Annotated in this window: 23 protein-coding genes; 3 read left to right on the plus strand and 20 right to left on the minus strand. The window is 35.6% G+C overall.

Going from position 1 to position 14,598, the window contains the following annotated elements:
- The first annotated feature begins 160 nt into the window (after positions 1-160).
- From LQ226_RS11710 to LQ226_RS11720, 3 genes are all read left to right on the plus strand, one after another.
- A complete protein-coding gene (locus LQ226_RS11710) occupies positions 161-442 on the plus strand; it encodes a hypothetical protein (RefSeq protein WP_231418093.1) in 282 nt (93 codons plus the stop codon).
- 80 nt (positions 443-522) lie between these two features.
- On the plus strand, positions 523-981 hold the full coding sequence (locus LQ226_RS11715) for a hypothetical protein (RefSeq protein WP_231418094.1): 459 nt from the start codon (positions 523-525) through the stop codon (positions 979-981).
- Between the two features lie 68 nt (positions 982-1,049).
- Positions 1,050-1,547, plus strand: coding sequence for a hypothetical protein (locus LQ226_RS11720; RefSeq protein WP_231418095.1), 498 nt, complete (start codon positions 1,050-1,052; stop codon positions 1,545-1,547).
- A gap of 65 nt (positions 1,548-1,612) precedes the next feature.
- On the opposite strand, the gene LQ226_RS11725 is transcribed toward LQ226_RS11720, so the two are convergent.
- The 20 genes from LQ226_RS11725 to LQ226_RS11820 all read right to left on the minus strand — a co-directional run bounded on the left by LQ226_RS11725 (position 1,613) and on the right by LQ226_RS11820 (position 14,563).
- Positions 1,613-2,344, minus strand: coding sequence for a DUF5694 domain-containing protein (locus LQ226_RS11725; RefSeq protein WP_231418096.1), 732 nt, complete (start codon positions 2,342-2,344; stop codon positions 1,613-1,615).
- Positions 2,345-2,461: 117 nt separating this feature from the next.
- Positions 2,462-2,908: a hypothetical protein gene (locus LQ226_RS11730; protein WP_231418097.1), complete on the minus strand. Its 447-nt coding sequence runs from the start codon at positions 2,906-2,908 to the stop codon at positions 2,462-2,464.
- 25 nt (positions 2,909-2,933) lie between these two features.
- Positions 2,934-3,137 carry a hypothetical protein gene (locus tag LQ226_RS11735; RefSeq protein ID WP_231418098.1) on the minus strand — a complete coding sequence of 68 codons (204 nt, stop codon included), beginning with the start codon at positions 3,135-3,137 and terminating at the stop codon, positions 2,934-2,936.
- Between the two features lie 80 nt (positions 3,138-3,217).
- Positions 3,218-3,691, minus strand: a complete 474-nt coding sequence (locus LQ226_RS11740; RefSeq protein WP_231418099.1) for a hypothetical protein — start codon at positions 3,689-3,691, stop codon at positions 3,218-3,220.
- 443 nt (positions 3,692-4,134) lie between these two features.
- Complete coding sequence (locus LQ226_RS11745; RefSeq protein WP_284526991.1) at positions 4,135-5,082, minus strand: phosphotransferase enzyme family protein; 948 nt, start codon at positions 5,080-5,082, stop codon at positions 4,135-4,137.
- Between the two features lie 62 nt (positions 5,083-5,144).
- Positions 5,145-5,549, minus strand: a complete 405-nt coding sequence (locus tag LQ226_RS11750) for an HIT family protein (protein ID WP_231418100.1) — start codon at positions 5,547-5,549, stop codon at positions 5,145-5,147.
- Positions 5,550-5,938: 389 nt separating this feature from the next.
- Complete coding sequence (locus tag LQ226_RS11755) at positions 5,939-6,535, minus strand: protein kinase (protein WP_231418101.1); 597 nt, start codon at positions 6,533-6,535, stop codon at positions 5,939-5,941.
- A 51-nt stretch (positions 6,536-6,586) separates the two neighbouring features.
- A complete protein-coding gene (locus LQ226_RS11760; protein ID WP_231418102.1) occupies positions 6,587-7,195 on the minus strand; it encodes a hypothetical protein in 609 nt (202 codons plus the stop codon).
- An 82-nt stretch (positions 7,196-7,277) separates the two neighbouring features.
- Positions 7,278-7,886, minus strand: a complete 609-nt coding sequence (locus LQ226_RS11765; RefSeq protein WP_231418103.1) for a hypothetical protein — start codon at positions 7,884-7,886, stop codon at positions 7,278-7,280.
- A gap of 647 nt (positions 7,887-8,533) precedes the next feature.
- On the minus strand, positions 8,534-8,800 hold the full coding sequence (locus tag LQ226_RS11770; RefSeq protein WP_231418104.1) for a hypothetical protein: 267 nt from the start codon (positions 8,798-8,800) through the stop codon (positions 8,534-8,536).
- A 327-nt stretch (positions 8,801-9,127) separates the two neighbouring features.
- Positions 9,128-9,757: a hypothetical protein gene (locus LQ226_RS11775; RefSeq protein WP_231418105.1), complete on the minus strand. Its 630-nt coding sequence runs from the start codon at positions 9,755-9,757 to the stop codon at positions 9,128-9,130.
- Positions 9,758-10,186: 429 nt separating this feature from the next.
- Complete coding sequence (locus LQ226_RS11780) at positions 10,187-10,444, minus strand: hypothetical protein (RefSeq protein ID WP_231418106.1); 258 nt, start codon at positions 10,442-10,444, stop codon at positions 10,187-10,189.
- 210 nt (positions 10,445-10,654) lie between these two features.
- Positions 10,655-11,098, minus strand: coding sequence for a pyridoxamine 5'-phosphate oxidase family protein (locus LQ226_RS11785; protein ID WP_231418107.1), 444 nt, complete (start codon positions 11,096-11,098; stop codon positions 10,655-10,657).
- A 66-nt stretch (positions 11,099-11,164) separates the two neighbouring features.
- Positions 11,165-11,329 (minus strand): hypothetical protein, encoded by a 165-nt coding sequence (locus LQ226_RS11790; protein ID WP_231418108.1) that lies wholly within the window; start codon positions 11,327-11,329, stop codon positions 11,165-11,167.
- 22 nt (positions 11,330-11,351) lie between these two features.
- Positions 11,352-11,645, minus strand: coding sequence for a hypothetical protein (locus LQ226_RS11795; RefSeq protein WP_231418109.1), 294 nt, complete (start codon positions 11,643-11,645; stop codon positions 11,352-11,354).
- Between the two features lie 516 nt (positions 11,646-12,161).
- Complete coding sequence (locus tag LQ226_RS11800; RefSeq protein WP_231418110.1) at positions 12,162-12,443, minus strand: hypothetical protein; 282 nt, start codon at positions 12,441-12,443, stop codon at positions 12,162-12,164.
- A gap of 60 nt (positions 12,444-12,503) precedes the next feature.
- Entirely contained in the window at positions 12,504-12,941 is a 438-nt protein-coding gene (locus LQ226_RS11805) for a hypothetical protein (RefSeq protein ID WP_231418111.1), read from the minus strand.
- A 101-nt stretch (positions 12,942-13,042) separates the two neighbouring features.
- The gene (locus LQ226_RS11810; protein ID WP_231418112.1) at positions 13,043-13,528 is read right to left on the minus strand and encodes a hypothetical protein; all 486 of its coding nucleotides are present in this window, start codon (positions 13,526-13,528) and stop codon (positions 13,043-13,045) included.
- Between the two features lie 141 nt (positions 13,529-13,669).
- Positions 13,670-14,188 (minus strand): NUDIX hydrolase, encoded by a 519-nt coding sequence (locus LQ226_RS11815; protein ID WP_231418113.1) that lies wholly within the window; start codon positions 14,186-14,188, stop codon positions 13,670-13,672.
- Between the two features lie 81 nt (positions 14,189-14,269).
- Positions 14,270-14,563: a hypothetical protein gene (locus LQ226_RS11820; RefSeq protein WP_231418114.1), complete on the minus strand. Its 294-nt coding sequence runs from the start codon at positions 14,561-14,563 to the stop codon at positions 14,270-14,272.
- Positions 14,564-14,598 lie beyond the last annotated feature (35 nt).

A 14,598-nucleotide genomic window follows, 5' to 3' on the forward strand; every position in this document is an offset into this window, starting at 1 on the left:
ATGACAATACGCTGACGTGGGAAATTCATACCACAAAACCATTGCTATACACCTCACCGGCCCCCTATTCCGCTCATTCCATTGAAATGACACAGCGTAACTTCACTTGGATGAATATGGAATAAGTGCTACAATTAACGAAAACAAAAGGAGGGATCTTGTGGCAAAAACAGTCTCAGGGAAGCTATCCCTACTCATCTTAGCCGTATTTCTTATTCAACTCGTTTGGTTTATCAATATGATGTCTGTGAACGGGTTAGGCGCGATGGTTCAGTTTATCCAGGTCACTTCCATAACAGGGATACTCGGAATTATTTTTGGCGGAATTAGCTTAAAGAAGGAAAAAGATAACACATTCATCCCCATCGCAACGATCGGCTTCAGTCTATTATTTATAGGAATTATGTTGCTCTTCTTATTTGGATTTTCCTTTGGTGGGTAACGCTGATGTATATATTTAACCAGGAAGGATGAGGACCTATTCTAAAGAAAACTTTATGGATACTCGCTATCCCTCTCGTTTTGCTGTTAGCGAGTTGCAGTAGTGAGTCCGCGCAAAATGATCTTTTTCAAGGTGAAACGTTCTCCTCACAGCAAGAAGCGATCGATGATTTCGTTGCTAAAGAGAAACTGAAAGGCCACATCATCATGGCCCAAACCAACAAAGATGAGCAACTTCTAATAGCAGAATATAATCGAAATGAATATATCATTGGGGAATTACTTGAAGAAGAAGGGAAGTACAAAGCCATCACGATCTCTGGAGTAACCTCTTTAAGAGGGGGCATCGGGATGGGATGGGAATTTACGAGTACAGCTAAGAATGAATACTCCATCCAATTCCATAAAGAAGAAAACCTGGCAAGTTCTGTTCATGTACCAGAACGAACCTTTTATTTTAATGTAGGCAACGGACACACGCTCAAGACCTCCCCTACCGTTACCTCTGATGCGATTGTTTCTGCAAAAACGATCAAATAAATGAGAAAAGGGAAGTTATTTTTATCATTTCAGAAGTCCGCAATTTACAAGAGAAAAGAGGTGATCGTTTGTCTGAACATCGTCCGAAAGGCTTTTATAATGTGATCATTATTATAGCTTCTATTCTAACTGCTCTACTACTCCAATATTTCTTTTTTGGAATATCTATTACAAACCTGCTCAATTCCACCATGATGTTTATGATGGCCTATGGCATAATAGTAGAATTGCTCACCAATTCATCTAAGGAAAGATTACATCAAAACAAAGAGGACCTTGAAAGCGATGATGTATTCAATACTTGTTTTGAGGAAAGTGGGCTCAATGAAAAACAAAAATATTATACAGTTAAGATAAACCAATTACAAAAGGCATCGCTTTACCTGGGTTTACCAATTAGTATTGTATTTGCTTTTTTATTTTTAAGTTTCACAAAATATATTGATAACCTCTCGATAGCGTCTGTAATTATTTTACCAAGCCTTTTAATTATGTTTACGATTAGATTTTTCATAGAAAGATTTGTAAAAAAACGCGAAAAACTACTCCATTCTCACGAACCATAAAACGCTGAACCAGGCAAAATCCAGTATGGTTCAGCTCCACAGAAAAGATGCTATACGTAACAAAGCTATATTAAATAGTCACTGGCTACTTTCACATCAAACATCCCACTCTCTTTCAAAAACTCTAAAAGTAAGTGAAGATGGCCACTGCCATATAAGACGAAAATGCGTTCCTCCTCAGACTCAATCAAGCTTACTAAGTTTTTATAAATTAATAGGTTGCGGTAATACCAATACTTCGCTGTCCATGTTGCCCCAACGGGATCCCCATCTTTTTCTACTAGAGCCAGCTTCATATAAAATTCCTGTCCTCTAGATACATTCTCGGACTCATTAAGCCAAAGCAAATAATCTTTCAATGTATGGTTATGTAGATATGTATTGGATTCAGCCATTATGCGTTCTCCAAGTCGCATCACTTCTTTAAACATAACGGAATTCTTTCCATCATCACTATTAGGAATGTCTCTTTGTTCCTCGTTCCAATCGACTGCGTATACGTGGTTGAGATGACACTCACCCGCTAAACGGAAACCGATTTGATCAATCTCATTAACTGTTAGCGGATAATTTCCATTGAGATAAGAAGCATATTGCGCATTCAATTCTTCCTCGTTTTCTTGAATCACCTCTAGAGCTACTTTCGTAGGTTCGAATTGCTTTAGACAGTGAATGATTTCTCTCATTTCGTTTTGCCTTTCTTGTGATAAAACATCCACTTTGTTGGTATTAAACAGATTTCCATTTGCTTGATCAGAGAAATGGTCCGTTCCAACTAACAGGATCGTTGGCTTCATATGAATACCTTCCCTTCTACATTCTTTTTCACATTCAACCTCTATTAACAAAATATTACGACTTATCATTTTATGGTTGAGCCGTCCCTGTTAATGCTGTCCTTCTCAAACTCCAACCTACCCCCCTTCAAGTAGCTCCATATAATAAAGTTCTTCTCCCTCGTACTCCACTAATAAAATACCTTCTTCGTTTTTAGCAGCCGAATAAACCTTCGTCCCTTTTGGTAACTTGGTTGCACTGAGATCACTAAACCGCCGAATACTTTTTGTCTGATTTTTAACCTCGGCTACATAGTGGTCTTTAGAAAATGGAACGTTCTGCTTATCATCTTCGAACCACTCTAAACTTGTCACATTGCTAAAGATTCTCCCGTTATACTTCAGAATGTCCGCATCTTTGTCCTGTTTCAACACATCTCTTGCCGTTACTCTGCCGCCATCAGCTACACCACAGCTTGCAAGTAAAAATAATGTCAAAGTTGCAAACAACACTGCTTTTACCGGTTTATTTATAATAACTTCCTCCCGTTTTTCCATTGCTATTTCTTCTAGTAAATACTCCATTAATAGAAGAGGCGTTTATTCATGTTTAACGATCGCATCCTTTTTGTAGTTCCTTCTTGTCTTTTTTGAAAAAGCCAATAACCACAATTATAAAACCTAATACTAAAATGAATACCTCATATCCGCGACTTCTAAATTCGTGGGGGATATAGTTCCCTGCAAGCATGATTGCAATACCTAATAACATCCATTTCACAGAACGCAATGCAATTCCTCTCTTCTTGTTCAACTATTTTTTACTATGTGACAGGTCTAACCTTCCTATTTGATGCCTATGTATTAGCGATCAACATTTTAATCTATATCAAACTAATCTTCCCCCTTTCTCTCAACAAACCTAGGTTCATAATTCGATAGAACCTCAACCATTTCATCCCCCGTCATAAATAAATGATGTTCAAGAGTGGGATATAATTCTTTATTTGCTACAGGGTTATGATTAAACTCTTTAATAAAATCCGAATGCTCCACCTTATATAAGCAAATGGTGTCTTTATTAATGGTTTGATTTTCATCCTGTTCAAAGCTCCTGGATAAAGAACCTAGTTCGGTATGATACATAAATCCCCATACGTAGTATTCTAAAGGACAAATATTATCTGGATCATCATATAGGATGTCTAAGGCGTTTCCATGAAGGTCCTTTATCGTGATCTTAAAATAATCATTGTGGCGCAACACCTCTTCGATCGTATAATCGAATCCCCGTTCTCCTTTTAGAACAGTTGTGGGTTGCCAAGGGATTAACTTCTCACCACTTTCGTCATTATTGTTATTTGTCATTGGTTCTCCTCCTTCTAAGGCATAAAATTCAAAAGAAGCTTTAGTAGGTTCCCTAAAATTTTGAGAGGTATTAAGACTAATTGTCCTAAAAGGTCAGGAATAGCTGAAGCGATCTTAAAAACTTTCTTACGCAAACTTTCATCTGGATACGATCCCATCATGATCCCTCTTTCCTAATGTGAATAAAGCGAATACCCTCGAGTTCACCGTTTAAGCTAAAAAATTAACAGTAAAATAGATAGAATCAATAGAATAAGCGCAAGAAAGAAGCGAACAAACACATTCCTTATTTCCTGTTCTCCTTGAGCCTTCTTCATATCTCTCCTAAAATCGAACCAACTCAAAATAGTGAAAACCGAAATTATGATCACAAACAGAAGTTGTTGAAACAAAATATAGGCCCCTTTCCTCCTCATTCAGCCGTAAGTCCAACAATAGACTCGTTATGTATTAAGTATGGAATGATTGCCTTCAATCCTCATTCTAACATGATTCATTATTCTTACCTGTTCTTCAGTTAGGTGATCCTTATCCCAGTACATGTGCATTAAACTGTATTCAAATATCTCTTTTAGTTTCATAAATAGCGGAAGTTTTTCTACCATTTCTGGAGAGAGTGAATGTTCCTCTTCGTATCCTTCGATCATGGCTCCCGTAATACGATTTCCATATTCAATTATGTTCCCCCCACCTATAAACGAATACTCAAGCGCACTGTAAAGGGGGACTGCCAAATCAAAAATATAAAAATGCTTCTCACAATCTTGAAAATCAACCATCGTCAAATTCAGGTCTTCATCAACGAGTATATTCTCTAACCATATATCACCGTGTATTAACCCATAATTCGAAGGGTCTCTAGGGATTTTCTTGATCGAGGATCGTACCTCATCCGCTATATCTCTAATAATAGATTCCTCTACAGGGATATATTTTAAAAAGGCATATTCCTCGTTTTCATGCCAATCCTTGATCGATCGGATTTGATGGACTTCTTCATATTTTTTTGACAATCGATGCATTTTCCCAATTTGCCGCCCTACCTCTTTTAAAACATCTGTATTCCAGTTTTCCTTTGGTAAGTGAGCCCCAGGTGCAGATTTATAAAGAACCGTAAAGATTTCACGACCTTCAAGAATCACCTTTTCTACCGCTCTACCATTAATAGAAGGTATTGCTTGAGACACACCCAACCCTTCGTTAAATAAGAAGTTTGTATAGTGAACCTCTTCTAATTGTTCATCATAACTTTTATAATTTGTAATCCTTGCAAAGTACTCCTCTTCTGCACTCGTGCATCGAAACATCTCATCTGTTACTGCCTCAACTTTATTTATTTCCACTGGATAGAGCCCGCTAAGTACTTCGTGTATCTTATTTAGCAAAATGATTCTTCCCTTCTACAATCGCAAAAAACAAGAACTTCCCTTCTTACTTTATTGCGACTGGTAGTTTACCTACTTTTTCTATTATTTTCTGAACCCTTAAACAAAGACCTAATCCCTTTGCCGGCCATTGGTTCATCTGAATATCTCGGTATCACGTGAAAATGGGCATGGAAAATATGCTGCCCGCCAACTTCCCCGCAGTTCCAGCCCAGGTTATAGCCTTGTGGTCCATAGTTTTCATCTAAGTATTCTTTAACATCTTGAAGCAGGCTGTAAGTTGCACTCCACTCCTCATATGTTAAATCAAATGCCGTTTCCCTGTGTTCTCTAGGGACAATTAACCCTGCACCTTCAAGCTGTTTCCCCTTTATTTGAGCTTGTGCTAACTGTAAAAACATACAATACTCATTATCCATCACTATGTTTTGGGTTGGTTCCAAACTCGGAATACAAAACAAACAATCCTCCATAATCAATCCCCTTCACCTTGTTTAATATTTCATGTCAGCTTCCTTATGTATCTTTAATGTAACTACTCGATTCGCCGATCCTGGTAAGTAAATTAAGAAGACCCTGCTCTTGTGCACCATTCGCCCCCGTTATTTAAAAACACCGTCTATAAAAAAGCCAATGATCACAAAAATAAGACCAAATACTAAAACAACGAACTCCCAACCATCAGTTCTAAAAGCAGCAACTTGTGATATATATATGGCGACAAGTATGAACGTTATACCTAATAACATTAACTTAATAGAACGCAATATTCCCCTTCCTTTCTTATTAAACAACCGGTCCAATTTATGAAAGAAGCAACTACTTGTTTCATAATTACATCCGTTTGGTTAGTAACTTCTCCCTATTCCTTCCCACACGAATAACACCGTTTATCCCTGTCGTGATCTCCGTACATACGTAATTCCTTTTTGCTCTCACAAACTGTACAAAAATCATAGTCAATCTGTGGTAGAATTCCATTCTCAGCTGAGGGCACCCATTGTTCCTCATACAATGTTTTATTCATCCCATAATCGATAAAAACAAGTTTCCCTTCACTGTTTAAACCATAATTGCTGCTGTCTTTTAGATCAAAACTATCGAATTCCTGGTCTAAAAGAGTCAGAACTTCTTGGTATCGATTTGGGATCCGTTCTTCTTCTCTACTCCGATCAATTTCAAACGTTTGGTTACCCTTCATTTCTAATGGCTCATAATATTTCTGAATAGAGATACACTCATCTACATAATACGTCTGAGCAAATAGGTGGTGCAGCCCTTTATCCATCATCGCATTAAAAATCTCTAACTCGTTTTTAGACTGACTATTACCAATAGGATGCAAGTTTATTTTGACTACATAACCAGATACTTTATATACTTTTCGCGTAGAACCGATCCCTATAAAATTCTCTTCTGTACAATAGCTATTCCAATTATTAATGATTTCTTCAATCATCCTATCCCCCTCCCTCTGCAAAACGCGTATTGAACAAAAGTACTCAGTATCTTAAGAAGAAGAAACGAAATACCAATTCTCCTCCATTTTCACTACTTCTTTGAAGTCTCCCCCAAATAAATGTGCGTGTGGCTTTTTATCGTTTGGTGAAAAGACAAAACCAGAAAAGTTATCTAACACTCCTCGGAAAGTAAAGAATAAAATCGAGTAATCTTCCCCATCTTTTTCAACTATTATGTCTCCTCCGCCCTTCGATAGATCAGTATAGTCGTCTGGTAAATGTATGAGGGAGTTATTGTGGGAAACGTTTGGTTTATAAGTTCCATCCTGAATTTTCGAAATTACTTCGTTTCTTTCCGATTTGTTAAGTTTGAAATCTACGTTTAATGCGACTTGATTGAACGGAATAAAAAGGAGTAAAACGATAGTAATTGCCTGTATAAAAAGTGGCTTCCATTCCTTCTTCTTAAATAGCCGAATGATTGACAGGATAAAAACAACTAAAAAGAATATGTACAAGAATAACCATACAAAAGGCATAACAAAGACTGTAAACATCTCAACAAGCTTCCATTGGAAAAATTTCAGAGTTATGAAGAAGAGACTGCTTATAATGGATAACCATAAAAAGATTTTTGAATGAACTTTTGATTGTGCCATTTAATCCTCCTTTCTGTTTCGGTAATAAAAGAAACAATTGCCCTTGTTCACCAATTGCCCCTATATTTTAAAATCAGCCCATTCATTTCACATTTACTATTTCTTGAGAAAGTAACTCTAAATGATCTTCAATATTTATCAGTAAGTTCAATATTTCATTTGATGAATAATTCTCAGACATATCTTTCGGGTATTTTATGATATTAATTAAAGTTAAATCTTCGGTCGAAACAACAGCATCCTTACCATCTACATACTCTTTTATAAGAACATCCAATGAGCTGAGAAATTGCTTGTTATGGAATAGGACAGATGTATCTCCGTTCTCCAAATGTTGTGCTAAAGCAGATGAAGTATCTTCTGCTTTTTTAAGAACCTCAATAATTCTATTTATCTCTTTTTCCTCATAATATTGGTCCATTATATTTTGGATTGAATTCTTATCGTCTCGTTGGCTTATATTATAAAAATCCCTTTGATTAGCACCCACACCTTTTAAATAACTTCTATCCACATCTTCTGAAGACAATTCTTTTATAATTATTTGATAGAAATTTCGCTCATGTAACATTTTATTTCCCCAATTGGTCTTCACAGAAAATTCTAGTTGTTCTTGGTTTTCATCATTGGTACAACCAACTAATGAAGACATAATAATAAGAAACCCAATACTTATCAAAAATCTCTGCATATGATCTCCCCCCTCCAAAAACTTGATTATAGTAACTCCTATTTCCTTATGAGAAATCCTCTCCTTTTTACGTAGTAATTTACCATAGTAAAGGATATCTATACCGTCATTCTCCCCTTTCATTCAAATTCAGGTTTAGTCCCGTACTCCATATAATTGTCTCTTACTTCAAAGTCCAAATAAGCTTTAAACCTGGTTCGAATTGCTGGCGCTGAAATAAAATCTAGTACATTCTCTCTTTTTACCCATCGAACCTCTGATGTTTCCTCCAATAAACTTCATTTAGTACAACTGTCCTGTTTGCATAAAACTTAAAACTTCCCAACTCATTTTAACATTAAATCCCATTTATTTGATTGAAAATTCAGTAATTAAATTGAACAGTTCATTCTGTAATTAGGGCTCTGTTAAAGCTGAATGTTAAAGATTATAAAAAAACAGAACCTCCAATATTATGGACGTTCTGTTTGGTATATTGGCTTATTGCATTAACGCACCTTATAAGAACAAATTTCTATTAGCAGGACCTTCCCCCTTGCTATAACAAGAAAAAGGTAAGAGATACATAGGATCTCTTACCTTTTTTCGATTAAATGAACCAATAGGGAATAGAAGTTCCAGTAAACCCGTCCCTATGGTAGTTCAGTTCACTTTTTGTATTTCTTTTCATTTAGGTTCCATCTTAGGTTTGCAGTAAACGTACCAAGGAAGAACGCAACTAAAAGGTACCAGACACCTGTTAATACCCATTCTCCTATAGGAGTTGTAGGTTCTAGATAATGATCAAAAGATAAAAGGAATATTGTTAAATAAAATAGCGTGAATAATAAGCTCCTTGTTGCCATATAAGACTGTTTGCCTTTTCTTCTTTGAACAGCCCACTTCCCCAGAAAACGATCGTCTTCATTCTTCAAAATATACACCTTCCAAACAAATAATAGAATTATAAGCATATAAACGCTAAGCGTTCACCTTTAAATACATACATGTCTTCAAACATTTAAAGGATGACTGAATTCAGTCATCCTTTTATCTAGTGGTATAGTGGTAATTCATACGTCCAAGCATCATATAATTCTTGTACGGTTGAATACTTCTTATGGCGATCTTCTTCAAATACTATCCACTCCACTTTATTACTCCAGGTAGTGTGTATCTTAATTTATTATGTTATTAATATTGGGCTTTTGAAGAGACTCTTCTAGGCTTCGTGAAAAGAAAACAGCACTCATACAGCTCACTCAATTAAGATGATTTAGAGGTTGGTTTGACTTAATGTTGTCAATCGTTCTAAATACATTTGAATATATACTGCTCACATTATCTTTCACGTAATTCTCCCCATCGTGTTGATAACGGTATTTATAAGCGTAGTAGCCTTTCTCGATGTCTTCTTTATAAAGGAGACCAGAAATATAATTTTGAGATTCATCTACTCGATCAGCATAGGTCTCGTATGTAACTTCACCATTATCAACAAAAGGGATATGTGCAGCTCTAGAACCTACAAAGAAAAATGGGATTTTGTTTTGTTTATAAATTTTGTTATATCGTTTTTCTGCTGCTTCAGAAAGATATTCAGGCATTATGACAACCGCATCATAACGATCCAGGCTCTTTTTTGCTAAATTTTCAACATCAATAGTTGTAAATGATATTTTCTTCTGTTCTCTTATAGTCGGCTTATCTCCTACCACTAATAGATCTAACTTTTCACCCTTATAAGTTTTAATTTCAGGTATTTCGTTATCCTCTTTAGTCTTAGTAGGGTTATCCTCATCAATCTCGTTGGAAAAATCATTACTGAAGTTACATCCAGTCAAGCTCAACAATATTGAAGAAAACAAGATTAATCGTATAAGTTGTTTCATTCTTTTCTTCCCCCATTTAAGATATTTAAATTATTTCGTAAAGTACCACAGGGATAGGGCCCTTGGCACATGAATAAAAGTTCCAGTGAACCCGCCCCTTACGCACTAGATTATATACAAAAAAATGCCATCCCTATTTATCTAAAGGATAGCTCAATAATGTTGACTAGAGTGCTTAAAATATTCTAAAAAACAAGTTTGATTGTCATCAGAAAAGGAGTAGTAAATAATAAATCTATCTACATGTATTTTATGACTTCCTTTCCATTCAGGTTTATCTGCTCTCATACTAGTTCCAACCGTTATAATTTTCTTCTCAATACGTTCTAATAAAGTTAACTTGTATTCAATGGTTTCATTATAAGAATAGTGCTCACTCTTAATATTCTCGAATGCTTCCTTTGTGGACTCCAGCCAAATAAACCTCATTTATACTTGGCCTCTCCGTATCATTTCTCTCATTTCTTCCGAAGTATAGGAATTACCTTCTTTAATATCCTTTTTAGCCTGTAGTAATTTTCGTTTTAGCTTTTGGTCTTTTTCTACATCTTCAGCTACAGTTGTTTCATTATCTTTATGATCAATAGCCACTATTTTATATTTTTGTCCATTTAGTTCAAAGGATTGATCTTTATCTTCGAAAATTTCTTCCAATACCTTTGCAGCCTCAGCACCTATTTTTTTCATAAAATCGCCCCCCTTACCTCTAATGGATTCAATACCTTATAATTTCATTTGGCCATTCAATTATTTTATTTTCACCAGCTAATTCATCGTTATTCTTGCTTATATTATATCATATGATAACAGTTACTCCATTGACAGTAAGCACCACAGGGGAAGGTTCATTGATACAAAAAACAACGCTTCCTTTGAACAACTACATTTTCTGGTCATTTAGGAAAGACAAAATGATTGGTCACGAACTACGACTGTTTCAGGCGTAAAGCATATTAAAACATTACGATCATCTAAGTTTTTAAAACGTGGATCCCATTCTTCTATTTCAACACCTAAGTAACGAGAAATTAACTGGTTAGCTATGATCTGATCAAAAGGCTTTACCGTTGCTGTACCTCTAAATCCTGCATGTAAAAAAAGGCCACTGTGCTGATTGTAATCTACTATTCCAATCGCACATTTTGGATTTTCCTTTATTCGATCTGGGAATGTATCTGAAGCTGTACCTATTATCCAAATTTTATTATCTTTCCAATAAAACCAAACTGGTGAATCTCTCGGTTCATCCTCCACCACTGTTGATAAATGCGCTACTAAAGGCTTTGTAAGAAAATTTTCTAAATCAAAACTTTTACCTGTATCTCTAATAATTTTCATCATAACCTCCTGATCAACAAATTTGCACTGTTAGTTTAAGAACATTATTTCACATAACCTACATTTAGTTTAACATAATATACCAATTACCTGTTCAAGCATATTTATCACATAGGCTGTATGAAGTCGATTTAAAACCATAGGAATATTCCATAAGAAAAAGCCCAACTTCTCTGTAATTTCGAATCGAGAAGTTGAGCTGTTCAGTTTCTTCATATACTTAATTTGTTGCACGAGAAGCCCCACTATGGAGTTTCTAAGTTAATTCAAAATCCGGATGCCTCTTTTTTAAACGAAACATAACGACAGCCGTAACGCCATAAATAACCACTGAAATGATCCCCATCATTACAGAAAGAAAAAATGACGCGATTATTGAACTAATGGAGAAGTATAAGAAAATGCCAACCATAACCGCAAAATTACCCTGGCTCCTTGGAGCAAACGTCTTGAATAAAACGAGAAATAAAGAAGCCATAAGCAAGATCACAAACGCTAGAGCAATATAAAGGAGCGCTCCTCCTTCAAATTCCAAACCGCCCCTGTACATAAGGCACACCTCCTACTAGTCTTGCAAAGCAGATGGAAGGTACTCACCTGTTCTTTAGTATTTAGGTCCTATACCCCAAAGGGGGAGAAAGGTAAACGCAAAGGGATGAAAGGGCTCTTCCTCATACAAGTCGTTAATAAATTAGTGGGGAAAATACGGAGTCCTACTTAAAATGACATATAAAAAAATTGTCCTGAATAGGCCCCTTAAGTTGCCCTTTCATAAAAAACGATATAAGTTCTAAAGGTAGATATAAACTGCGAATGGATACGATCCAATTGTCGTTTAAGCTGTCCTCTAGTAGCATAATTTTTATGTTCGATGTCTGTAATACGCTCCTCTAATGATGAAACGCTTTTCAGGTTATGTACTAACTCATCTCGTTGATCACGAGTTAGATCTACTTGAATGAGGAGTTCCAACAAGGTATCTCTAGCATTCTTTAGTTTGACTATCATGTTGTTCAGCTTCCTATCGTCAATGGGTACCGAACTTGTGCTAACTAACCATTCCTGTTCAAAAATAGGAAGAATGTATTGTGTCCGGTTTATGATTAAGCTTGTATTTTTTATTGCTCACATCTGCCTCTAAATCCTTCTGATATGAATCTTTAAACTCACTCAAAATTTCTGCATATTGTTTACCATTATACAAATGCGAGTCAGGCTGGTAGGCAAGACTTTTATCTACACTAAAAACGGAATAAGGATAAAACCAAGTCATCACAGATATAAAAAGGACAATGATCCCTATGAATCCTCCCCCAGTCCAACGAATCACTTTTATCTTTTCACCCATTTAAAAGCCCCTATACTGTTTATTAAACTTAACTCCCTGAGTATGTAAGAAAAACGATTATTATAGTTTATTTTCCTTACTATAATTTCGAATCCAATCTACATCAATTCGGTCATTTACAACCTGATAATACTCCCCTTCATTGTAAAAAAGGACGCGCTTTTCATAAATGGAAGCCTCTATTGGAATCTCTTTATCTTTTGAGTAGATAGTAAGAGTGAAGCCATCTTCTTTTGAAACATCACTGTCCCACTCATGATCCTTCATTCTTTTAACACGATAGTTGCTCAGGAAGTCTTTAAACTCTTCTGCGTGTGCCTTTTGATCCGTTCTCCATTCATATTCCCCTGTGAGCCCATTTATTGAAAACGATTCGACATTAGAAATATCGTAATGGATAACATCATCTAAATCTTTTTCTCTAAAATCATTAAAATGCTTAACGGAAAAAAAGATTATGATGACAACACCTATGGCTAAAAACCATTTCCTTTTCATTCTCGTGCCTCCTACTTCTTTTCCACTAAATTGGTATGGTTGGTAAAATAAACGCTGCTCCTGTTTAGCTATCGCACCCATTAGTGGTATTGCACTACAATTTAATCTTCATGTGCTACTTCATAGAAAGAACGAAATACAAAAAAACTGCTAATAAACTTCTGATGTAGATTATCAAATTGTGTTTCTAGTTTACCTTTAGACAACATCGGTTGAGCTTTTATATTTGTGATGGAATCTTCGATTGTTAACAATGTTTGAATCGTATGAATTAAATATTCCTTCTCCTCTTTTGTATAATCTTGTTGAGCAACAAGATCCAATAATAGTTGTCTTGTTTCTTTTACTTCAAATAGAATTAAATTTAATTGTTGTTCATCCATTTTCATACTACTTTCACTCATTAACCAATCTTGTTCGTACGTTTCTAAAACATACCTGAGTTGATCTGTTGTCCCATCAACTTTTTTCTTGAACGTTTTAAACTCTTCAATATCTTTCACATAACCTTGAACAACTTTCTGATCTGGTTTATAAGTAAAGCTTTTATGTAAACTGAATGGTGAATATGGATAAAACCAAGTCATTATTAATAGGAATAGAACCATTATGCCAATCAAGCTAAATATTAATTTTGAGCGGATTCTCAACTCAAATTCACCTCTCCTTCATCTTCAACATTTAATTAAGGAGTGAACGCATGCGTTATCAATACAAACCTACCTATCTTAAATCCGGATAGAGCCATAATGATGTCGACCCTCAAAAAGAAACGCTATCATACTCTCATAATAAGGTATGAATTTTTTATCTTCGATCAGCTTTAAGATTTCCTCTTTAGAAGCCCATTTGGCTGCTTGTACCTCTTCAGCCTGTAACTCCAATTCATCCAGATCTAAGTCATACTCAATCAAATAAAAATCGTCAAAGCCACGTTCAAAGTTAATCGTAAAGTGTGGCCGTATCTTTTCAAAGTTATAATGAACCCCTAGTTCCTCGGATAACTCTCTTGAAGCAGCCTGCTGACTAGTATCGCCTGCAACTGCGCTCCCACCACAAGTAACATCCCAAAGGTTTGACCATCCATGCTTAAAGGGCTGACGCTGCTGAATGAGCATCTCACCATTTGAATTAAATATACATACGTGTACGACTAAATGAAACTCCTCTGATGTCATTTCAGCTCCACGAGTTATTTGCTTCCCTATTTTATTCCGATGTTTATCATATAAATCCCATATTTCCATTGCGAAACTCCTTATGTAATTGGCCGTTTGTAGAAGCAAAGCTCTTTATTTAACAACCGCATTCCTAAAGAAAAACCACCATTACTTTTTTATTACAATTCTTGAATTCTCATAGGTTGTAGCACCGTTTTTATCAGGATGCATATACACAGTAATTTCTACTTTGTCTCCTATTTCATACTTTTCAATATCATCAACAGGAATGTGGTTTCGGATATTAGACTGATCCTGTACTACTATCATATTTTGCTGCGGAAGCTTTTCTTCGATTGTACCTTTAATTTCTCCCTTAACTGTATCTTCTTTTAAGGATCCTATTAAAGAAATAGTGAGTAATAGAAGCGTAATGAGTAGTAATGCCTTTTTCTTTATCATAAAACCCTCCTAACCCCATATCCAGCAAGACTGCC

It is taken from the genome of Pontibacillus sp. HN14 (genome assembly GCF_021129245.1).
Classification (GTDB): Bacteria; Bacillota; Bacilli; order Bacillales; family BH030062; genus Pontibacillus.